At 38.2% G+C, this 23,196-nt stretch carries 19 protein-coding genes; 10 read left to right on the plus strand and 9 right to left on the minus strand.

The annotated features are described in order from the left end of the window. The first annotated feature begins 113 nt into the window (after window positions 1-113). The 8 genes from ABJD64_RS10485 (at window position 114) to ABJD64_RS10520 (ending at window position 10,797) form a co-directional block, all read left to right on the plus strand. Window positions 114-1,502 carry a sigma-54 dependent transcriptional regulator gene (locus ABJD64_RS10485; protein ID WP_348178462.1) on the plus strand — a complete coding sequence of 463 codons (1,389 nt, stop codon included), beginning with the start codon at window positions 114-116 and terminating at the stop codon, window positions 1,500-1,502. Beyond that, entirely contained in the window at window positions 1,489-2,793 is a 1,305-nt protein-coding gene (locus ABJD64_RS10490; protein ID WP_348178464.1) for an ATP-binding protein, read from the plus strand. The genes ABJD64_RS10485 and ABJD64_RS10490 overlap by 14 nt, the downstream gene beginning before the upstream one ends. Then, the gene (locus ABJD64_RS10495; RefSeq protein WP_348178466.1) at window positions 2,794-3,306 is read left to right on the plus strand and encodes a hypothetical protein; all 513 of its coding nucleotides are present in this window, start codon (window positions 2,794-2,796) and stop codon (window positions 3,304-3,306) included. 112 nt (window positions 3,307-3,418) lie between these two features. After that, the gene (locus ABJD64_RS10500; protein WP_348178468.1) at window positions 3,419-7,780 is read left to right on the plus strand and encodes a PAS domain S-box protein; all 4,362 of its coding nucleotides are present in this window, start codon (window positions 3,419-3,421) and stop codon (window positions 7,778-7,780) included. Between the two features lie 66 nt (window positions 7,781-7,846). Next, complete coding sequence (locus ABJD64_RS10505) at window positions 7,847-8,224, plus strand: response regulator (protein WP_348178470.1); 378 nt, start codon at window positions 7,847-7,849, stop codon at window positions 8,222-8,224. Beyond that, entirely contained in the window at window positions 8,217-8,489 is a 273-nt protein-coding gene (locus ABJD64_RS10510) for a hypothetical protein (protein ID WP_348178472.1), read from the plus strand. Before ABJD64_RS10505 ends, ABJD64_RS10510 begins: the two co-directional genes overlap by 8 nt. Beyond that, window positions 8,486-9,247, plus strand: coding sequence for an MBL fold metallo-hydrolase (locus ABJD64_RS10515; protein ID WP_348178474.1), 762 nt, complete (start codon window positions 8,486-8,488; stop codon window positions 9,245-9,247). Before ABJD64_RS10510 ends, ABJD64_RS10515 begins: the two co-directional genes overlap by 4 nt. Then, the gene (locus ABJD64_RS10520; RefSeq protein ID WP_348178476.1) at window positions 9,247-10,797 is read left to right on the plus strand and encodes an NFACT RNA binding domain-containing protein; all 1,551 of its coding nucleotides are present in this window, start codon (window positions 9,247-9,249) and stop codon (window positions 10,795-10,797) included. Before ABJD64_RS10515 ends, ABJD64_RS10520 begins: the two co-directional genes overlap by 1 nt. Before the next feature lie 3 nt (window positions 10,798-10,800). On the opposite strand, the gene ABJD64_RS10525 is transcribed toward ABJD64_RS10520, so the two are convergent. Both ABJD64_RS10525 and ABJD64_RS10530 read right to left on the minus strand, forming a co-directional pair. Beyond that, on the minus strand, window positions 10,801-11,556 hold the full coding sequence (locus ABJD64_RS10525) for a LytTR family DNA-binding domain-containing protein (RefSeq protein WP_348178478.1): 756 nt from the start codon (window positions 11,554-11,556) through the stop codon (window positions 10,801-10,803). Beyond that, window positions 11,531-12,553 carry a histidine kinase gene (locus ABJD64_RS10530; protein ID WP_348178480.1) on the minus strand — a complete coding sequence of 341 codons (1,023 nt, stop codon included), beginning with the start codon at window positions 12,551-12,553 and terminating at the stop codon, window positions 11,531-11,533. Before ABJD64_RS10530 ends, ABJD64_RS10525 begins: the two co-directional genes overlap by 26 nt. 797 nt (window positions 12,554-13,350) lie before the next feature. On the opposite strand from ABJD64_RS10530, the gene ABJD64_RS10535 reads away from it, so the two are divergent. Further along, window positions 13,351-13,710, plus strand: coding sequence for a DoxX family protein (locus ABJD64_RS10535; RefSeq protein ID WP_348178482.1), 360 nt, complete (start codon window positions 13,351-13,353; stop codon window positions 13,708-13,710). Between the two features lie 24 nt (window positions 13,711-13,734). Here the strand turns inward: ABJD64_RS10535 and ABJD64_RS10540 are convergent, their stop codons facing one another. From ABJD64_RS10540 to ABJD64_RS10570, 7 genes are all read right to left on the minus strand, one after another. Beyond that, window positions 13,735-14,970, minus strand: a complete 1,236-nt coding sequence (locus ABJD64_RS10540; RefSeq protein ID WP_348178484.1) for a hypothetical protein — start codon at window positions 14,968-14,970, stop codon at window positions 13,735-13,737. A 121-nt stretch (window positions 14,971-15,091) separates the two neighbouring features. Beyond that, on the minus strand, window positions 15,092-15,691 hold the full coding sequence (locus tag ABJD64_RS10545; RefSeq protein ID WP_348178486.1) for an ElyC/SanA/YdcF family protein: 600 nt from the start codon (window positions 15,689-15,691) through the stop codon (window positions 15,092-15,094). A 6-nt stretch (window positions 15,692-15,697) separates the two neighbouring features. Continuing rightward, on the minus strand, window positions 15,698-16,393 hold the full coding sequence (locus ABJD64_RS10550) for an RNA methyltransferase (RefSeq protein ID WP_348178487.1): 696 nt from the start codon (window positions 16,391-16,393) through the stop codon (window positions 15,698-15,700). After that, window positions 16,386-19,082 (minus strand): DNA gyrase/topoisomerase IV subunit A, encoded by a 2,697-nt coding sequence (locus ABJD64_RS10555; protein WP_348178489.1) that lies wholly within the window; start codon window positions 19,080-19,082, stop codon window positions 16,386-16,388. Before ABJD64_RS10555 ends, ABJD64_RS10550 begins: the two co-directional genes overlap by 8 nt. A gap of 3 nt (window positions 19,083-19,085) precedes the next feature. Further along, a complete protein-coding gene (locus ABJD64_RS10560; RefSeq protein WP_348178491.1) occupies window positions 19,086-20,951 on the minus strand; it encodes a DNA topoisomerase IV subunit B in 1,866 nt (621 codons plus the stop codon). A 196-nt stretch (window positions 20,952-21,147) separates the two neighbouring features. Further along, complete coding sequence (locus ABJD64_RS10565; RefSeq protein ID WP_348178493.1) at window positions 21,148-21,612, minus strand: hypothetical protein; 465 nt, start codon at window positions 21,610-21,612, stop codon at window positions 21,148-21,150. 55 nt (window positions 21,613-21,667) lie between these two features. Beyond that, entirely contained in the window at window positions 21,668-22,513 is an 846-nt protein-coding gene (locus tag ABJD64_RS10570; protein ID WP_348178495.1) for a DUF4197 domain-containing protein, read from the minus strand. Window positions 22,514-22,693: 180 nt separating this feature from the next. On the opposite strand from ABJD64_RS10570, the gene ABJD64_RS10575 reads away from it, so the two are divergent. Further along, entirely contained in the window at window positions 22,694-23,191 is a 498-nt protein-coding gene (locus ABJD64_RS10575; RefSeq protein ID WP_348178497.1) for a mechanosensitive ion channel family protein, read from the plus strand. Window positions 23,192-23,196: the final 5 nt, after the last annotated feature.

Below are 23,196 nucleotides of genomic sequence, written 5' to 3' on the forward strand. Positions count from 1 at the left end.
ATCATTGATTATCAAATAGATAGAGAGTATCACAATAATTTATTTAATTATAACTGTTTGAAATCAAACAGTTGATTGTTTGAATATGAACCAAACTGAATAGTTTTGAGAATATGGATCCACTCCAAGATTTTCAAGACGGAAATATACTCATTGTCGATGACGATGCCGGCATACTCACTTCGGCACAATTGTTTCTTAAACAATACTATAGCAAGGTATATGTTGAGCTAAATCCACAAAAAATCTCTAACCATTTCAAAAAGCATCTGATAGACATTGTGCTTCTTGATATGAATTTTCAAAAAGGAAAAAATGATGGAGATGATGGTTTCGGAGTTTTACAAGAGATTTTGAAAATTCAATCAAATACCTTGGTCATATTTATGACGGCCTATGGAGATATTGATATGGCAGTCAAGGCACTCAAATGCGGAGCTATAGATTTCATCACCAAGCCCTGGAAAAATGAAAAGTTTCTAACCACCATGGAAACGGCCATCAAATTAGCCGAAAGTAGAAAACAGGTGGCTGATCTCAAAAACTCCAGACAATACTATTCAGAAAATGAAGCCAAAGACGTTGAGGGCTTTGTAGGCCGCGCACCAGAGTTCGTTCGAGTAAAACAAGCATTGGACAAAGTAGCCGCGACAGATGCCAATATTCTTCTGCTTGGTGAAAATGGGACTGGGAAAGGACTGGCTGCTAAGTACATTCATCAAAATTCAGCTAGATCAGAGCGTTCCATGATTACCATAGATATGGGAGCCATTAGCGAAACCATATTTGAATCCGAACTATTCGGTCATGAAAAAGGTGCTTTTACCGACGCCATTCAATTAAAGAAGGGGCGATTGGAACTGGCTCATAAAAGCACTTTGTTTTTGGATGAAATTGGTAATCTGTCATTGGCTTCGCAAGCCAAACTCTTATCAGTTTTACAGAACCAAAAATTTACCAGATTGGGTTCTAACGAAGAGATAAGTGTCGACATACGATTGATATGTGCCACAAATATGCCACTCTATGAAATGGTAGAACAGGGCACATTCAGGGAAGATTTGCTTTATCGCATCAACACAGTGGAAGTCAAAATGCCATCCTTAGCAGAAAGATTACCAGACATACCGTTGCTTATGCAGCATTTTCTTTCCGAATACAAATTCAAATACAAAAAGACGACACTCACGATTGCTGAGCTAGAAATGGAAAAACTCAAACGAATGAATTGGCCTGGTAATATTCGTGAATTTCAGCATGCTATAGAACGAGCGGTCATTCTAGCAGACGGCATTAAACTTCTAGCTTCCGATTTTCAAAGCTCAAGGTTTAAAGTTGAAAAATTCTCAAATGCAGATTCATTAGACCTCAAACAAATGGAGATTACATTTATCAAAAAGGCCATGGCCCTGCATGACGGAAACATTACGCATGCCGCTAAGGAACTAGGTATTGATCGATTAGCCTTACACAGAAGACTGGAAAAATATGGCATACAATAAATTTACCGTACATGTTGTGCTTCGGATAGTATTGATACTTTTCAATTTGATTGGCATTTCCTATTTGCTTGATCGCGGAGACTTACTCTATACTTTGTTTTTCCTTGCAATACTTCTAATACTACAAATCGTTTCTCTGGTTCAGTTTGTAAACAAAACCAATAGCGAACTTTCCAAGTTTATTCTTGCACTCCGAGACACAGATTATACCGCCAAGTTTCCAAAAGCTGAAAATGCATCATTTGCCTTGCTATATGAAAGGTTTCAAAACACACTTGAACTCTACAAAACCAAGGAAACCAAGTACGAGGCGCAATATTTATTCATCCAAGAGCTTATAGATAATATCGAAACGGGCTTACTCGCGTTTGACCAAAACAATAAAATAATGCTCATCAATCGGGTGGCCAGGCAAATCAGATCAGATTACCGCTTTGAAAGTGATCGCAGTCTCAAAGCAGTCTTAGAGGAATTGTCAGATTCGCAAATCATAACCGGTCAGAATATATCGGGTCAAAAGGTTGAATTACTGGTCAATAAATCCACGTTCAAACTATTGGATAAACCCCAGACCATTTTCACTTTCAAGGATATTTCGAGTCCACTTCAATCCAAAGAAATAGAATCCTGGCAGAAGTTGATTAGGATTTTGGCTCATGAAATTATCAACTCCCTTACTCCTATTACATCGCTGTCCGACACTACCCTGTTGATATTGAAGAATTCAAAACATCATGAAGAACTGTCTGATATTGAGCTGAGTTTGAAAACCATAAAAGGTCGCTCAGAAGGTCTGCTTACTTTTATGGAAGATTATCGCAAGCTCATAAAGATTCCACCACCTCAATCAGAGACATTCAACGTTCGCGAGAGCATTGAGGGAATTTTACATTTATTTAAGGCTCAACTCTCCGGTATCTCAATAGAAGAAAAGTATGACCATGAAAACCTTTATGCAGATCTTGTTCTGTTTGAACAAATAATGGTCAATCTGATAACCAATAGTATTCAAGCATTAGAAGCAGTTGACAGTAAACATATTTACTTGTCTTTTGCACACAAAAATGAATGGATGTGTTTGAAAATTCGGGATACAGGTTGCGGCATGGATTCTGACTCATTGTCAAAAGCCATGATACCCTTTTTCACAACAAAAGAGACCGGATCAGGAATTGGGTTGAGTTTGGTGCAACAAATTATGAATTCGCATCGTGGAAGAGTTGAAATTGAGTCGAGAGTAAATGCGTTTACACAAATCAGCTTATTCTTTCCTCATGTTGAAAATAAATAGATGAATTTAGAAACTCAGCTGGCAATAGAGCACAGCAAGGAAAATGCAATTTGCATTGCCAATCACATCGGACAAGACACCAGGTTGTTCGATGATCTGATGCAGTTGTTTTTTTACCCCGAGTATAGGGTTTCCCAGCGAGCAGCCCACGCCGTCAGTCATTGTGTTGATCGACACCCCGCATTGATTAAGCCTTATATCGGCAAAATGATCGAAAATCTTCAGCTCAATCCGGAAGTAGCTATTAGAAGAAATACGGTAAGACTGCTGCAAGAACAAGAGATACCAGAAAAGTACCAAGGCCTGTTGGTTGAAAAGTGTTTTGAATATCTATTATCCTCTTCAGAAACCATAGCAGTCAAAGCCTTTTCAATGACCATTCTGCATAATGTATGTAAAACTTATCCGGAGCTCAAATCAGAATTAAAAATTGTAATTGAAGATGCAATCCAATATGGCACGCCCGGTATTGTAAATCGGGGAAATAAGATCCTTGCTCAACTGGCCAAATAAAATGGTTTTTTTTTCTTTCGCTTATTATTAAATATCGTAACATATTTTCCTGAAAAAATATAAATTACTGTTCAGGCCTAATCTGTCATTTCAATATAATTTCGAATACCGTATGCTGAATCAAGGCAGAAATGAGTTGTTGAGTGAAGTCGAAAAGCTTAAAAGTGAGCTAAAAGAGATACATAACAAGTATGATCTTCTGCTTGAGTCATCCGCCAGTTATTTTGTTATTTTCGAAGAAGGTAATGTTATTGAATTTAGTCCCAAGGCTGAGGAGAAGTTTGTTTTTGCGAGTGATTTTTCCGAGAAAACGATTGACGAGCTCATGCCGATTTTCCAGACCGATGGGGAACGGAGTAGCAAGACCTGGACCGACAATTTCAAAAGTGCACAAAGAACTAAATCTGACTCATTTGAATTTGAATTTCTTGATAAGAATGGTCAATCGTTTGCAACCATTGCGACCATAAGCAAGGTTAAGGATGAGCGATTTCTCGTGCACTTCGACCTGGTGGAAAATACAGAAAACCTTGTCAGTTCTACGAGTAATATTACTGATGCCGCTCCCGTATTCATAAAAATTACGGACGAGAAAAATGACATCACCTATTTCAGCAAAGGATGGTTTGATCTGTTGGGAACATCCAAGGATGAGGCCTATTCTAACTGGACCAAGAATATTCACCCTGATGACTTAGCCGCCTATAGTAGTACTGTTGAGTTTTCAATTTCTAAGAAAAAGAATTATGAATATTCATTTCGGATCAAAGATGCCGAAGGAAATTATCGTTGGTTATTAGAGTCAGGAACTCCGCGATATGCGAAAAACAAAAAGTTTATAGGATACGCAGCCGCAGCCTTGGACACGACCGAGCGCAAAGCACTTGAGGTAGAAACAACACGAGAAAAGGCCATTACGGAGTCTGAACATCAAATTCAGGAGTCATTGGACGAGTCAGAAGTTGTGGCCATGTCTACCAATACGGAAGGAAGCATAACCTTCTGCAACAATAAACTCCTTTCAACGCTAGACATGAAAAAGGAAGATGTTGTCGGAGCCAATTTGTTCGACCTCTTCATTCCGGATGCATCAATAAAAATCAATCAGAAAAAATTTGGCCAAATAGCAGGAGAAGGTAAATATAGTGGCGCGATTGCTGGCAAGTTTTTTACGACAGATAAGCACGAAATACACGTTCGATTCAATGTCATACTTCTTAAGGATAGTTTCAATGAAGTTTCTGGCATTAATCTGATTGGAGAAAATGTAACTGAACAAAAAAAGGTTAAAAAACAACTTGAAAAGAGTAATGATCAGCTAAAGGAACTATTTGACAATTCTTATGACTTAATTCAAACCTTCGATCATGACGGTGTCTTTCAGTTCGTAAATCAGGCCTGGGTAGAGAAACTGGGCTATAAGGATAAACTCAATAAAATCAAATTTAAGAAATTAGTACACCCAAAAAATTGGGAACAAACCGTAGCCAATCTTGATAAAATCATTAAAGGTGAAGCGGTAGACAGATTCGAAACTGTATTCGTATCTGACATGGGTAAGAATATTTTTGTTTCCGGACGAGTCAATTGTTCATTCGATATGAATGGCAACGCTCAGTTCAGAGGCATTTTTTATGATATTACTGAAAGAATCAGAGCTGAAAAAGCGCAAAGCTTGTACTACAAAATTGCAGATTTCAACATTGAAGGGCCTCAACTTGAAACCTTATATTCCAAACTATTTGACGAACTGCAAGGACTTTTAAATATCAAAAATTTATCCATTGAGTTAAAACTAAGTGATAAATCCAATGCATCAGGGGCATACGTTCGATCAGAGTTTAAAGATTCTGTTCAACTCGAAAATCAAAAAATGGTCATTGATTTGATCGCTGATCAAATGGAAGGGCAAACAAGGCAATTAATTATCTATGAAGAGCAAATAAAAGAGGCAGTCGTCAAGGTTCACAAGAAGTTCAAGGGAGACTTCCCAAAGGTATGGCTAGGCGTGCAAATTACCGTTGGCAACAAGGCAGTCGGATTGCTAAGTACACATTCTTACGATGATCGATCTGATTTTGGAGCAAAAGATTTGGAGCTCTTATATTTTGTGGCGAGTCAAATTTCTCTTGCAATTGAACGAAAAATAAATGAGGAAAAAATAGTAGATCAGGCAGCACGGCTGAAGGCAATTTTTGAAAGCAGTAGTCACCATATTTGGTCCGTAGACGACAACTATAATCTCACATCATTCAATATTAACTATGCCAAGTCTCTCAAGGACAGCTATGGAATTAATGCCAAGGTCGGAAAAGACTATGCAAAAGAAAAAAACAAGCTAAACGATAGCATAAATAAATTTTGGGAGAAAAAATACAACGAGGCTTTCAAAGGAAAGGCGTTGAATTTCCAAAACGAAGTAACATCCAAGAGTGGAGAAGCCTTTTGGTCTGAAGTTTTTATCAACCCTATCGTAAAGGAAGATGGAACAATTGAGGAAGTTTCCGTCATTTCGAATGACATCACTGAAAAGAAAAGCTCAGAACTGGCTCTATCAGAAAGCGAATCTAAATTCAGGGAGATATTTGAATCTATTCAGGATATCTATTTTAGATGTGATTTAAATGGAAAACTCTTGATGATAAGTCCATCAGCCAAAGAGTCATTAGGCTTGGAACCGGAAGATGTGATTGGCAGAAATATCACACACTTTTTCACCTCTGGAGAATCAGCAGAAACCATTCTCAGGAATTTATTAAAGCAACACAAATTTCAAAATCTCGAGGCCTCCTATAAGACAGAGGACGACGACAAAATAGACTTTCTGTGTAATGTACGTGTATTATTTAGAAACAAGCAGGCCGTTGGTTTTGAGGGAGTCGCACGTGACATTTCAGAGATTAAACGAGCACACGAGGAACTAAGAAAGGCCAAAGAGTTTGCTGAGAAATCACTGGCCATTAAAGAACGCTTCCTGGCCAATATGAGTCATGAAATCCGTACACCTATGAACGGAATCATCGGAATGATTGACCTAATCGGTAGTACTGAATTGAATACTGAACAGTTTGATTATGTGAAAACCATCAAGAAATCATCTCAGACTTTGATGGATATTTTGAATGATATTTTAGATCTGTCAAAAATAGAAGCAGGCAAAATGGAGCTGAAGCAAAAGCCCATCAGTCTGGTTACCATATTTCAGCGTTTGTACGATCTATTTTCCAAAGAAGCAAATGCACACAATATCTATTTAAACTATAACATAGACAATAAGATACCGCCTGTTGTCATGCTGGACGAAACCCGGTTGCTCCAGGTATTGTCGAATCTGGTAAGCAATGCTATCAAATTTTCAGACGGCAAGGGCATTATTGATATCAGTTTAAGGCTTAAGAAAAAAACCGAAAATAAATGCACATTTAAGGTCCAAATCAAAGATGAAGGAATTGGGATACCAAAGGAACAAATCAAACATTTGTTTATCAATTTCAATCAATTGGACAACTCGAGTACTAAAGTCTATTCAGGAACCGGACTAGGCCTTGCTATTTCAAAAGAGCTCGTACGCTCAATGGGTGGAGATATAGGCGTTGTCTCTACTCCTGGATTAGGAAGTACATTCTGGTTTACGTTTGAGGGCGAAATGCTGGCAGACGATACGCATACAAGTTCTCACGAACCTGAAGAGCCGATGCAAATCTCTAAAGAATTTGTAAGCGTGATGCCTAGAATATTGGTTGTAGACGACAACAAAGTGAATCGAACTGTAGCAAGTCAAATACTTGAAAAATCGGGGTGTCAGGTTCATTTAGCCTCCAGTGGTCTGGAAGCTATAGAGGTAGTTAAAAATAATGAGCTTGATCTTGTGTTCATGGATATACAGATGCCCAAAATGGACGGCATCCAAACTACGCAAAACATTAAATCTTTGGGGATTTCGAACCTTCCGCCTATCGTAGCCATGACGGCCTATTCAATGGAGGACGATCGCACCAAATTTATGTCGCAAGGGCTTGACGATTATGTTGCTAAACCCATTCGCGCAATTACGATTATTGATAAAGTCAAGGAATATATCGCGTACAGCCCTACAGAAGTAGCCACCTCAGAAGGACCCGATCAGGCTAGTGACCTTCTTTTAAATAAAGAAACCCTTGATCAACTTTCGAAGTTTGGCGGACCGGATTTATTAGAATCTGTACTCTCAGATTTCGAAATAGAAGCAAATGAGCTCATCAAAAATTGTATGATTCATTTTGCAGATAACGAGATAGAAGAAATCAGAAAGGAATTACATACCCTGAAAGGAAGTGCGGGAACATTAGGAATTGAAAAGCTCGCCAATCACGTCATCAAATTAGAATTACAATTAAAATCCGCAGATACCACAAATTTAAAAGCACAATTGGATACGATACAGGAGTCTTTTATTGAGTTTAGAGAAAATTACAAAAATATTCTTCAAATCTGATCGATTTGTTTTTAACTTGACGCATATTTTGTTGCTCGAGGAAGCAGGTCGTTTAATTAACCTTCTATGAAAAAAATTATTATTGCAGAAGATAGTTCAGTCATTCAAAACTTAACTAAAAAAATACTTGAAATTCAGAACTTTAGCATTACCTCCGTGAAAAATGGGCAGGAAGTCTTGGATAAGTTGGATGCAGAAGATTATGACCTGATCCTAATGGATATTAATATGCCCAAAATGGATGGTATGGAATGTGCAAAGGCAATCAGAAAAATGCCTGATCCAATCAAGTCTAAGATTCCAATCCTTGCCATAACCGGAAACGCTAAGAACTATTCTATAAATGATTTTAAAGAAGTAGGAATTAATGAATATATTCCTAAGCCATTAAATTTTGATATTCTAGTAGATAAGGTAAAGAACTACATTTCAGCGGATGATTAAATACTCGAAGCACTTTCTGAACAAACTGGAAGATCTTTTTTCGGAATCGGACTATGTGCTTAGATATGAAAAAGGCAATTTTCAGTCTGGTTACTGCCTCCTAAAAGACACCAAAGTGGCCATCGTCAACAAATTTTATACTCTTGATGGCAAAATCAATTGTTTGTTGGAAATTCTGAAGGAAGTAAACATTGAGGCATCTCACTTGAGTGACAAGAACAAAGCTCTCCTCAAGGAACTATCCCAAACCGCCCTTAAGATTTGAAACTTACATTTCTTGGCACTGGCACATCACAAGGTATACCGGTGATCGCTTGTGACTGCGAAGTATGTCATAGTCTGGACTTTCATGATCAACGGCTTCGCTCTTCCGTCATCGTGGAACAAAATGGAACTAACATACTGATTGATACCGGTCCGGATTTCAGACAACAAATGCTCACCAACAGAATCAAATCGCTGGATGCTGTGTTGTATACCCACGAGCACAAGGATCATACCGCCGGCCTGGATGACATTCGTAGTTTCAACTTCAAACAGAAAATTGATATGCCTCTCTATGGTCGACCTTCCGTATTAGACCAGCTCAAAAGAGACTATGCTTATATGTTTGCTGAGTCAAAGTATCCCGGTGTTGCAAGTGTCATTTTGAATGAAATTGAAAATAAGCCGTTCACCATCGGTGAAATTGAAATACAGCCCATTGAAGTTATGCATCATAAATTGCCTGTGTATGGCTATAGGTTTGGTGATATGGCATATATCACAGATGCAAAAACCGTTTCCGCTCCTGAAAGAGAAAAACTAAAGGGGCTTGATGTCTTGGTAATCAATGCTTTACAAAAAAAACCACATATATCTCATCTGACATTGGACGAGGCCATTGAATTCATCGCAGACATTCAACCAAAAAGAGCTTTCATTACTCACCTTAGTCACTATATGGGCTTGCATAGAGATGTTCAAAACGAATTACCAGAGAACGTATACTTAGCCTATGACGGCCTGATTTTAAAAGGATAATGCAATTCAATTATTACTTCCTAAGACAACTATCTGGACATTTGGAGCATCGTTTGGTCAACAGGAGAATACAAGCTATTTTTTCCCAAAACAAAGACGAACTGATCATGATTTTTGAAGGAGACGATCCATTCTTAATCAAGGCGAATCTAGACAATGAAAGTTCCCTCCTCTCTTTTCCTGAGAGCTTTGCCAGGGCACGTAAAAATTCCATTGATCTTTTCAGTCAAATACACGACCTTAAAGTATTAAATATCAAGCAGTTTAAAAATGAAAGATCGTTTTCAATCCGCTTAGAAAATGATTTCGAACTTCTATTCAAACTTCATGGCCGCCATGCCAACGTAATCTTATTTCGCGAGGATACAATTGACTCACTTTTTAAGAAAAGTATTGAAATTGACCAATCTGTTAAATTGAGTGAGCTAGATCGCGAAATAGACCAAAGTGATCAGAGACTAATTGAATCGGAATTTGAGCTGATCAAGGTCTACCCTACTTTTGATAAACACATAAAGAACCACTTGAAGGCCGAAGGATTCTATGACTCCAACGACCATGAGTTGAAATTAAAAATTCTACATGCCCTGCTCCATCAACTTAATAATCCTTTGTATTACATAACCGAGGTAGACGGAATACCTAAACTGTTATTATTTCAACCCAAAAACTATTTACAGTCTTTTGACGATCCAATCGCCGCATCTAATTTTTTAGCTCGGCAATTCTTCACGAACCATGGATTATCCAAACTCAAGTCCAAACTGCTTGCGCAGACAAAAAAAGAAATTAAAAAAAGCGAATCCTATTTGAATCAAACAAAGGCCAAACTATCGGAAATCAAAAAGAGAAGAGGCTATGATGAACTGGCAAATATTTTGATGGCCAATTTACATGTTCAAGTCAATCCGCAGGCCAAGGAAATAGAATTATTTGATTTTTATTCTAGTCAACAAATCAAAGTAAAAATAAAACCTAATCAGTCTTTGCAAAAGAACGCTGAAAGTATGTATCGAAAGGCTAAGAATCAGGTAAAAGAAGTTGAAATACTCAGCCAGAATATCAGTGCAAAAGAAAAAACTTTAAGGGAGTTGCTTAAAAAGCAAGAAGTGATCTCGAGTTCGAAAGACATTAAATCATTGAAATCGCTTGAGAGCTCCAAAAAAGAAGGTAAAAATCAACTCGAATCCCCCCCTTTTATCGAGCATCATATAAATGGGTTTCAGGTATTTGTTGGCAGAAATGCAAAAAACAATGACTTGCTGACTCAAAAATATGCAAGGAAGGATGATCTTTGGCTACATGCGAAAGACGTTTCAGGATCACACGTAATTATTCGAAACCCCAAAGGCATTAGCATACCCATCTTCACAATTGAGAAAGTAGCACAAATTGCCGCATGGCATTCCAAACGAAAGGCAGATACACTATGTCCTGTGATTTATACACCTAAGAAGTATGTTCGAAAACCAAAAGGTAGCTTACCAGGTCAGGTGCTTCTATCAAAGGAACAAGTCATACTGGTGAAGCCCGAAAGAATTAGTAGCTAATCATCATAACCCCATCCAACGCCTAAAATCAGGAAGGTAATTTCTACTCACTAGTAAGTCGTTTTTACACGACGGATTTACAATGACCAACATACGATTATTAAAATAGGGTTCGACCTTAACAATACATTTATGAGAAACGATGTAATTTCTATTGACTTTAATAAAATTCTTTGGATCCAGCATACTAATCATCTGATCTAATGTATAGTCCACAACATACTTTTTCCCAACGTGAGTGACGAGCAGATTGAGTTTATGTTCGGAGCAGATATAAGCAACCTCCTGGACATCTAAGGAAATAAAACCTCTACCGGACTTTACCATGAATCTGCATTTATAGGTTGCTCTTGATTTTATATATTCCTTAAAAAGTTGTTGCAGTTGTATTCTACTGGATGCTTTACCATTTAGTCTTTTGTGTTTGGCCAAACTCGCTTCTAATTCTTCCTTTCTTACGGGTTTGAGCAAATAGTCGATACTATTCACTTTAAAAGCTTCCTGCATATATTCATCATAGGCAGTGATAAAAATGACAGGTATGTCTATTTCTAGTCTTTCGAAAAGTTCAAAGCATATACCATCAGACAACTGAATATCGAGAAAGATCAAATCGGGATGATGATCATTCAAGTAATTGGCAGTGTCAATGACACTATCAAGAATCGCTACTACTTCAATATCTGAATCACATCTTTTGATCAACTCCTGCAGTCTTTCTGCTGCAATTAGCTCATCTTCTATTATAAGTGCTTGCATGTTTAATTGAGTCTAAAAGTGGTATTTGCACAGAAAATGAACCTTCGTTATCGGCTATAACAACCTCTCGGTCCGTAAAATATTGGTATCTCTTTCTAATATTACTTAGACCTGTTTCAGTAGATGGAGTTTTGTAATTTCTAACCTGTTTATTGTTAACTACTCGGATCAGGTCATTTTCAACATCTAATTCAATCTTCAACGGACACTTAGTTGAAATTTGGTTGTGCTTAATTGCATTTTCTATCAAATGTTGTAATGACAGTGGTGGTAGCAATTTGTCCATCACGTTCTCAGGTATGTTACTTATAATATTCAAAGCTTTGCCAAATCTTGACTTTAGCAATTCACTTTGAATATCAATAATTTGAATTTCTTCCCTCAGGGTTATAAGCTCTTTGGCTCCTTTTACTAATATTTGTCTATATATCTCGGCAAATCGATGGCCAAATTCTATTGCCAATTTCGGATGTTTCTCGATCAGACCAAGCATAGTATTGATGCTATTGAATAAAAAATGCGGGTTTATCTGATTTTTTAATGCTTCGTACTGAGATATCAGATTTTGTCGTTTCCATTCTTCGGCCTCTACAATGGATTCCCTCCATTGCTTAAAAAGATTCCCGCCGGTATACACAGCATTGTAGAGTAGCGATATAATAAGAAACACAAACAGGTTTCCTCGAAAAACCAAAGAACTAAAATGTGCATGATAGACTCCTGCGTATAAATATTTAACAGCAAAATAGGTAAGCCATATGGTAAACAAGACACTAAGGCCAATCTGAATCAAAACTCTATATGTAGCAGGCTGCCTCCATGGTAGATGGCGATTTAGCAACTTGATCAGCCAACCATTGCCCTGCCACAAGGTTATAGAAATAAAGAAGCACCAAATCAATTCCGAAAAATAAAATCGTGGATCACTACATTGAAAAACAAACAGTCCAATGGTTACGAGTGGTATGCCAATGATATTTATAACTGTTTTTTTCAATCGTGATGTATATTAATTGCTTATACGGAACTATGTCCAAAATCAACTAATTTGGAGCAAAATTCAACATCGTTTGCACAAATAATTGACTGAACTGCATAATTTTCTACTTGACTTGCATAACTCAATTATCCTATCTTCGTCCTTAATTGTATGAGACGTAAAGAACTTATTTTCTCAACTCTGGTTTTTGCTAGTCTTTTGATTACGGCCTATACGCTAAGTGGCGAGAGATGCTTTGACTGCACCCAAACTGTATTTTCTAACACATCAAGCTGTTCACTCATTGGTGGGAGCTGTGTCAGTACCAGGCCCAGAGCTGGCTTTACTGAACTTTGGGACTTTATTACAGATACAAAGAAGAATCAAACAAATACTCCTTCTAACTGCACCCCTGATTGCCTAGAACCACGCAGGGACTCTATTCCCAGATAGTGCAACTCATTTCCAATAATACGTCTATTGTTAACCCATTTGAGTAACCCAGACCATTTATCGGGAATCAAGGTACCCTATGGCGTATAAGTGTGCATGTTTAATTTAAATAAATAATCATGACACGTTACTTAATTCCAAGAACGGCGCATTGTTGTAACGGCGCCTAGATTCAGTCCCGGGTATGACGGTAAACTACCCATTTTCTATATCTCATAATAAGCATTTTCTGAATTATAGTTTTTAGTTGAGCCATTAAGATGTACAGATCGAACAGTTATATGCAATTGCTTATCTCCCAAAATTTAAGTAATTTATCTGTTGATACAGATAACCTTTTATTCAACTAAACCAAATTCAATATGAACAATTTACCAATTGCCGGTAAGTATATGTATGCTGTGCCCATGGCCATTTTTGGCCTGTTTCACTTTATGAGCGGAAATGAAATGGCCGGAATGGTCCCTTCATTTATCCCAGGCGGCGTTTTCTGGGTTTACCTTACGGGACTGGCACTTGTTGCGGCGGCGATAGCCATCATTATTGGCAAAAAAGCCAAATTAGCAACTCAACTATTGGGTCTCATGCTATTGCTTTTTGCACTCTTGATTCATTTAGTTGCTGTTATGAATGGTGATATGCAAATGGGAATGTCTAGCCTGCTAAAAGATATGGCATTAGCTGGAGGAGCCTGGTACATGTCTGGACATTTATCAGACTAAGATTTTAGATACGCTTGTGGTCCTTTAATGAACAAGGATCATAAGCATATCCTTTTCTGATCCAATCATTCTGGATTGTTCCTCCTTGTAGGATATATCTCCTTTGGATGACCTCATCTGCTCTACAAAATCTTGATCTACCGCTGTTGGCTTGGGGTTCTGTCTTACGTAATTAGCCACTCCTGTCAGAAAGCCGCCGGTACAATAACCAAGTGGGGCCTTTGTATTACCCACTAATTTAAGAAAAGCATTTGTTTCGGGATTATTAATCACATTGACCTTGTACTCTGTAGAACTGCCCTCTGCGAGCTCCCATTTGCCATGACCGAACCCAGTCATAATGTCCAAACAAGCGTGCCACATGCTATTAAAGTCTGAGTCAAGATTTGCGGCTACATTTTCTACCCAAAAAGGTGAATTGAGTATTTTCCCAAGCGTAAAATAGGCGTTACCTTCGGCCGCCTCTGTAAATATTTTTCTTATATGTGCAATACCTCCTTTGCCTAGTTTCTTTTCAGCCTGCATCAACAGTCTAATCATTACTAACGGATGATAGTTCGCATAGTGCTTTGTCCAGGTTGTATCAAAGTCCTCGATAAAACAAGAATCGCTTCCCAAACCGCTCATCTCCAAGTTTACAATTGAACCAATTACTTTTTGGTCATTGATGCCACTGGTATCTGTAAGAGGCTCGTCTTCTTCCTGTTGCTTGCCGAATCCTGGAGATGGATTTAATTTTCTTTTCAGACCTCGAAAAGCTTCAAATCTACTTTTATCATCTCCTTTCGAGATGCACTTAGTTTGCTTGCTATCGAACGTACCGGGTGGCACATCGAATATGGCTTCAATTACACCGCAGAGGAAACCACAGGTAAAATATCCAACTCCGGGTTGGTCAGTCGACCGCTTCCCAAAATATTTGACCCATGCAGAGGCATAGTGATCTGAGAGCATTTCGGCATGCCCGCCTTTGTTAGATATCGAACGTAGCGATATTTTACCAAACCCACAATGAGCGAGGTAATGTTCTACGAATTTTTTCTTTTCTTCGACAGTCAGCGTTTGACGGCTCTTGAAATATTTTGAAAATTGAGTGTAAGCCAGAGACTGGGCTGAGCCAGTCAATATTGGCTTCAAGTCAATCTTTCCTCCTAATTCTTCAACTGCTTTAAGGATTTTAATATTGAAATATTCGCTTTGCAGGATTAATGGTTCTTCGGAGAACTCGTAAGTATTTATATCTTCAAGGTACGTATCCATAAGAACAGGCTTCATTTAAGTCAATTCAATAAATTAAGCGTAAACTGCGTAATTCACCAAGTTTGAAGCGAAGTTATTATAAGGGTTGAAGAAAAAAAATAATGTTTGAATTTATCAGTAGTTAAGTACTCTTTTCAGGTAAAATATACAAATCTATGACCGCCTTTGTTCTTGCCAGTAATTCTCTAAGGAGTGCCCAAACATGTGCCCTTCTATCAGGAGTCTCAGCAATATAGCACTGGGCATCCAAGCCTAGTCTATTTGCAATAAAAAGACTTCTATAGGCATGATACTCTTGTGTTATCAGAATACACTGATTGTATCCGTATACGTCTCTGAATCTTGTCAATGACTCAATAGTACGATTTCCATGTTTATCAAGTAGTAAAACTTCCGCATTTATTCCCTGTTGGATAAGCGCTGCCTTCATGGCTTCAGCTTCATCATAGTATATAGAATCCTTGGATCCACTTAGTATGAGTTTTTCTACTTTCCCAGTTTGAAGCAGCTGCTTGGCTGACTCTACACGGTGCAGGAAAAATGGGTTGGATCCACCTTTAACCTGATGCTGACTTGTGCCAAAAACAAGCCCAACTTCAGCTCCTCGTAACTCCCTGCTGTCTTCAATAACCCCATGATACGTAGTACCAACAATCCAGACGTTGCAAATCACAATGAATGAAAGGACACTTACAACCAGCCACTTAATCGTCTTCAACATACTTACTTATCCTTTCCTACTTCTATATGATTTTTCAAACGCTCTTAAATGAGAGTCAACATTTGGTACCATTTTCTGATACCATTCCAACTTCAACGCAAAAGTCTCTTCCTGCGTTAAGTGGTAATCTTTGCACTTGTTTCTTAATTGCTGGTTGTATTCTTCAAGAATGATAGCTGCACTTACTGATATATTAAAACTCTCGGTAAACCCTCTCATCGGAATTTTGACAAACGCATCCGCATGTTCTTTGACATAATCGCTAATACCGGTCTCTTCAGCACCAAAAACTAAAGCCGTTTTTTTAGTGATTTTAAAATCTTTATAGTCTTTGGCATATTCATGAGGCGAAGTGGCCAGTATCTGGTAGCCTTGTTTTTTCAGATGAGAAAAACACATCTTCATATTCTGATCCGTTTCATTATATCGATGCAGTGTTAGCCACTTACCAGCCCCTCTAAGCACATAAGGATTGTAATCATAGGCATTGCGTTGCTCTACCACATGAATATCTTGAATTCCTATAGCTTCTGCTGTTCGCATGACCGCGCTTGCGTTATGGGCTTTAAACAGATCCTCAAGCACAATCGTCAAATGGCGAGTTCGTTGACTTAAGATATCTTCAAACCGGGTTTTTTTATTTTCTGTGACATAGTCGGACAAATAGTCCAACAGTTCTTTTTGATATGATATGCTATTCAAAGAGTCCAAGCTGATCCTTTTCATCATCACTCTTATCAGTATCCAGATCTATAGAACTACCTACATCAAAGCCAGGTTTACTTAAATCTTCTTCCTCCACCTCTTTTTGCACTTCGGCCTTCAGGCCCTCAAGCACATGGGGATCCACTGTAGAAGCCTCTTCAGTGGCACCTACAGCATCCTCTGAAGCTACTGCGATTTCTTCAACTCCACTTATATTTTGAATTGGAAATTTATTACCGATTGATTTCCAGCCCTTCTTTTCGATCAGATCAGCTAAAGACAATTCCTTTTGGCTTTTCGATCGTTCACCCTTCTTACGATAGGTAACCTTTACTTTAGGCTCAGATGCCACTGAGATATGTAACATTTTTGAATTTGCAGACTCATTGATAAACGAAAAGGCCTTACCAACAGTCATAGTTTCTATAACGAAACGCTTGACATACACCACTTTAGACTCTCCATCTTGATGAATCACTGAAAGTATTTGTTCAGGATCAAATTTATGAATACTGAATATTTGGCCGTCGTTGTAGTGGTTAGAAAGTTCAAATGAAGTTAGCTCGTAGCTACCATCTTTATAGAAACAAATAACTTTGTCATCAGCATTGAAATTACCTAAATGAATGCCTCGTTCATCACGATTGAGTCTGCCGATCGATTCATCATACCAAATGTTAGTACCAGCCAGTGTTGACTTTCCTTCAGACTTTAGGTCTACCTTTCTCACCGGATATTTGGTCAGAATATTCCCTCCAGCACCTCGGCCTTTAATGTCAATTTCTGCGAAGTCGAAATCAAATATTTTCTTTCTCGCTTTAGCACCTGCCGTTAAATACACTGTAACAACTTCTGCCTCTCCATTAGGATTGGCTGTGAAATAATGAACCTTCGATCCTTTTTCACTTTTTGTGAGGTTATACTCTTTATCACGAGTTACAGAGGTCACATTAAACCTCTTTACCATGGTACGGCCTGACTTGCCATCAAGATAAGCCAGGTTATATACCATACGTTCATCGTTCTTTTTAAAGACGCCAGCATAGATTATATCCTTGCCAACAAAGACTTTGTCCTGAATCTTAGTAACTACACATCTTCCGTCTTTTCGGAAAACGATGATATCATCCAAATCAGAGCAATCAGATATGAATTCGTCCTTCTTCAGGCCATAGCCAATAAATCCATCCTTGAAGTTCGCATATAGTTTAGCGTTGTTTGCAGCAACTGCTGTAGCAGCTATAGTCTCGATTGATGAAATTTCTGTTCTTCTCTCTCTCCCTTTGCCATACTTGGTTAGAAGATTTTGGTAGTAATCAACTGCATAATCGATGATGTTAGCCAAATGATGCTCCACTTGTGCCAATTCTTCCTGAAGCTTACGCATCAATTCATCAGCCTTGAACGCATCAAATCGCGATATACGCTTGATTTTGATCTCTGTTAACCTTACAATATCATCTTGGGTAATTTCTCTATAGAACTGTGCTTTAAATGGTTCTAGCCCTTGATCTATAGTTTCCAAAACGGATTCCCAGGTCTCACATTCTTCGATGTCTCTATAAATGCGATTCTCAATAAATATTTTCTCTAGCGAAGAAAAGAGTATTTTCTCTAGCAACTCCCCTTTCCTAATTTCCAGCTCCTGTCGGAGCAAATCCACGGTTTGATCGGTATTGATCTTCAGGATTTCATGGACATTGGTGAACAATGGTTTGTCTTCGACAATCACACAAGCATTAGGCGATATCGATACCTGGCAATCTGTGAAGGCATACAATGCATCAATGGTAATATCAGGTGATACACCAGGTGCCAGTTGAACCAATATTTCAATGTCCTTGGCCGTGTTATCAACCACTTTTTTGATCTTGATCTTTCCTTTATCGTTGGCCTTAATGATCGATTCAATCAAACTAGTCGTCGTAGTCCCAAACGGAATGTCTTTGATCACCAGTTGTTTCTTGTCGTACTCTTCAATCTTGGCCCTCACTTTTACCTTACCACCCCGATGACCTTTATTATATTCTTCAATATCAATCGTTCCACCAGTCAGAAAGTCTGGATAAAGCTTAAAGCTTTTACCCTTTAAATGTCTGATAGATGCATCAATGAGCTCACAAAAGTTATGAGGCAAAATTTTTGTTGACAGTCCAACAGCAATACCTTCAACTCCCTGAGCCAATAACAATGGAAATTTGACTGGGAGCGTTACGGGTTCTTTTTTTCGCCCATCATAAGAAAGCTGCCATTCAGTAGTTTGAGGGTTGTAAAGTATGTCCAAAGCCAATTTCGAAGGACGAGCTTCAATATATCTTGAAGCAGCCGCTCTATCTCCTGTTCTGACATCTCCCCAGTTACCCTGCATATCAATCAGCAGGTCTTTTTGGCCCAAGTTCACCATAGCATCTCCGATAGACATATCTCCATGAGGATGATACTGCATCGTACTACCGATTATATTGGCTACTTTGTTATATCGACCATCATCCATTTCCTTCATGGCATGAAGGATACGGCGCTGTACAGGTTTTAGCCCATCATTGATAGCAGGAACCGCTCTTTCAAGTATTACATAAGAAGCATAGTCCAAAAACCAATTTTCGTACATTCCCGAAACAGGAACCACGTCATGAAGTGGCTCATCAGATGAGTGCTGACCGTTGATGTTATTATTTTCTTCCATTGATTAAACTAATTCTTCCTCCACTAAATCCTTTTCTATTCTCAGCTTGTCTATGATAAAATTTTGTCTGTCTGGTGTATTTTTACCCATAAAAAACTTTAGTAAATCCTCGATTTTGGTGTCCTTCTGTAGAATGACAGGTTCCAGGCGAATGTCCTCACCAATGAATTCTCCAAATTCTTCTGGAGAAATCTCTCCAAGTCCTTTAAATCGAGTAATCTCCGGCTTACTTCCCAATTTGGCAATAGCCCTTTGCCTCTCTTCGTCACTGTAGCAGTAAATTGTTTCCTTTTTATTTCGTACTCTAAAAAGCGGGGTTTCTAAAATAAATACATGACCACTTTTGACCAATTCTGGGAAAAACTGGAGAAAATAAGTCAGCAGAAGTAAACGAATATGCATGCCATCTACATCGGCATCAGTTGCAATTACAATTTTACGATAGCGCAAGCCCTCGATTCCATCCTCAATGTTTAATGCGTGTTGAAGTAGATTGAACTCTTCATTTTCATAAACAACTTTTTTGGTGTGCCCATAGCAATTAAATGGTTTACCACGAAGGCTAAATACGGCCTGAGTCTGCACATCTCTGGACTTGGTAATCGATCCACTGGCAGAATCTCCCTCAGTAATAAAAAGCATGGTTTCAGATCGCTTGTCCTCATCCCCCTTTTTGTCATCAAAATGCAGGCGACAGTCCCTTAATTTCTTGTTATGGAGATTAGCCTTTTTAGCCCTATCATTTGCTAATTTTTTAATACCTGCGATTTCTTTTCGCTCTCGTTCCGATTGCAAAATTCGTTTGAGCAAGGCATCAGCGACTGTAGCATTCTTATGCAAATGATCGTCGAGTGCTTTTCGAATGAAATCTAACACGAAGCTCCTCATTGTGGGTCCTTCGTGTGCCACATTAATTGACCCCAACTTGGTCTTGGTCTGAGATTCAAAAACGGGTTCTTGAACCCTTACCGCAATTGCGCCAACGATACTGGCTCTAATATCTGCCGCATCGTAATCTTTCTTATAAAAGTCTCTAACTGTCTTTACGATCGCCTCTCTAAATGCAGCTAGATGTGTACCTCCTTGAGTAGTGTATTGCCCGTTGACAAATGAATAATATTCCTCTCCATACTGATTTGAGTGGGTTAGCGCTATTTCAATATCGTCTCCTTTCAAATGGATGATTGGGTATCTAATATTGTCGACGTTTGATTTTCTTGTGAGCAAGTCTAGCAGACCATTTTCACTGTGATATTTTTGACCATTGAAATTGATGGTCAGTCCGGCATTCAAAAAAGCATAATTCCAGATCTGATTATCAAGATATTCCGGAATGAAATGGTAATTTTTGAATACAGTATTGTCGGGCTCAAACGAGATCAATGTACCATTGCGATCGTTCGATTTGGCAATTTTAGCATCGTTCGTTAACTGGCCAGTTTCAAATTCAGCCACCTTAGTCTCCCCTTCTCTAAAGGACTGTACTTTAAAATAGGAAGACAACGCATTCACCGCCTTTGTACCCACACCATTCAATCCTACTGATTTTTGAAAAGCAGAAGAGTCATACTTACCGCCTGTATTAATCTTAGAAACACAGTCGACTACTTTGCCTAAAGGAATGCCTCTACCATAATCACGAACTTCTACACGATGATCTCCAACCTTCACGTAAATAGTTTTACCAAAGCCCATGACATGTTCATCGATGCAGTTGTCAATGACTTCTTTTACAAGTACATAAATTCCATCGTCTACGGCTGAACCATCTCCAAGTTTACCTATATACATACCAGGTCTTAGTCGAATGTGCTCACGCCAATCCAGCGACTTTATACTATCCTCATTATATTCTACACTAGCAGCCATAAGTCTCCTATTCCTATATTATACATTCAAAAACAAAAAATGGGGGTTTCACACTTTCCAAAATTGGTGGTGAATATAGAACATTTGGAACAAAAAATTAAAACCAAAATATTCTGTAATCTATTGAAAATCAGCCTTTTTCTTTGATCAATTATTTAAATATATCTATCTAAGTAATTGACTTACAGTTGGTTTTTTATTTCTTAGAAAATTGTAAATAAATAAACCAAAAAACCCAGCCAGCTAACATGACAGGGCCCAAATATATAAGCGCAACATAATTGACAATGTCAAAATGTTCAGAATTGTAATACATGCCGACAAACATGATGGAGAAAATATAAATGACATTAATAACAAAAGAGAGGCCATTTAGCCAGTGATAAACCAACTCTGCTGAAGTCATGTCTTCAAAATCTGCTTTTCCCAGGTTGAGATTACCACGGTTCATTTTTCTATAAAGCAGAATTATTCCGTTAGTGAACACAAATAAACCAAGACAAGCATAAAAGAAATCTGCCTTATTCATCAGTAAGGTAGTTTCTCCATTCTTGTCAAAAAAAAGACCGACTTGCTCCGGCAGAAAAGCATAGACATACAATAAGATGGCAAGAAAAATAGGTATTGATAAGGTGTAGAGCAGTTTAGTAATCTTGATCATGTTTTTGTATCAATTCAAATTACAAATGTATATAATGCGCATGTGAATTTTGAGATTAATTGCTTTGAGCCTCATCGCTCGAAAAAACCTTGCGAATAATCGTGCTGGCATAATCCATCGGGTTGGCCCTGATTTTCTTTTCTTCATTGCCAATCAGGTAAAATAGACCTTCAATCGCCTTATTAGTAGCATAACCGTCAAGAGTTGCAGGTAGCTCCTTGGTCTTGAGATAATCGCTCACATCAACCGTATAGGTATTAATTAAATAATTAACCTCGTATTCGTAATTGACAAACTTGGCTACTGAACCATAAATGGCTGTGGCTTTTGTATCACCAAGTGCGTTTTTGATTTCGGGTTGGAAGGCGCTCTGCAAACTGCTTTTTGTTTTGGTATAGAAATAGTCGGTGGCAGCTTTTTCACCTCCCTGAAGAATTCCCAAGGCATCAGTGAAACTCATATTTCTAATGGCTGACCCAAAAATAGGTATTGCCTTTTTCGCTGCTTGCTCAGCTCCTCTGTTCATAGCTACTACTAGCTCGTCGAATGGGTCTTCCTCTAAATTGGGGTCCAGAGAAACATAGGTATTGAGTATTTTGGAATATGGCACCTTAACAGCCCCATTCAATAGAGAAACGGAACCCGACTTTATTTCTTCCTGGAGAGACTTAACTTCCTTAGGCAAAATGAGTTTAATAGCTTCGTTCTTTAAGTATCCATTTACCGCAGAAGCGGAAGTTACTGATTTATCAAGGCCAACATCCAAAGCTTTCTTTAAACCATCCACTATCTCTTGATTAGACAGGCCCAGATTTTGATCTATGATGCTTTTTAGTTCAGCACAGCCAATAATCGTAAAGATGACAGCGGAAAATAGAAAGGTAGTGTTTATAAATTTCATGTGATATTGAACATTTGATTAATAAATAATTGATTCATTAGATCATTGAATTGATAATTAGCGAATATCAAAAATAGTTCGATTTTGTTGGATATGCCCTCCTAAGCTAAATGAATAAATCTTAACTTAGATCACGAAATCAGGGTTTGATGAAATTTTGAAATTTGAGGATCAGAATCAATGCAAGAAAAACTCATTATCCAAATTAGCCTAACTGTTGGAATAGTGGTCGTCTATACGATTGCAAAGTATCTGACAAGACGAAATACATTAAAATTTGCTTCCAGGAAAGATTTTAAAAAAGGAAGGGCTACCGATGCGGCGAAATTGATCAATACAGTATTCTTCATTGTTAGTATAATCATGTTGGCATTTATTTGGGAAATAAGCTTTCAAGGGATTGCCATATATTTTGCTTCCTTCTTCACCGTTGCAGGAATTGCCCTTTTCGCTAGTTGGTCTATTCTAAGTAATATAACAGCCAGCGCCGTTCTCTTCTTCAGCTTTCCACACAGAATAGGTTCGCGCATTAGAATTCTTGATGGTGACAATTCTGTAGAAGGCACTATTGTAGACATGTCATTATTTTCACTAAAATTAGAAGTAGAGAAGAAAAAAATAGTTTTTTACCCCAACAACCTTGCTTTGCAAAAGCCAATTATGGAAATTATGGATTAAGCAAT

Source organism: Reichenbachiella sp. (genome assembly GCF_039944555.1).
Classification (GTDB): domain Bacteria; phylum Bacteroidota; class Bacteroidia; order Cytophagales; family Cyclobacteriaceae; genus Reichenbachiella.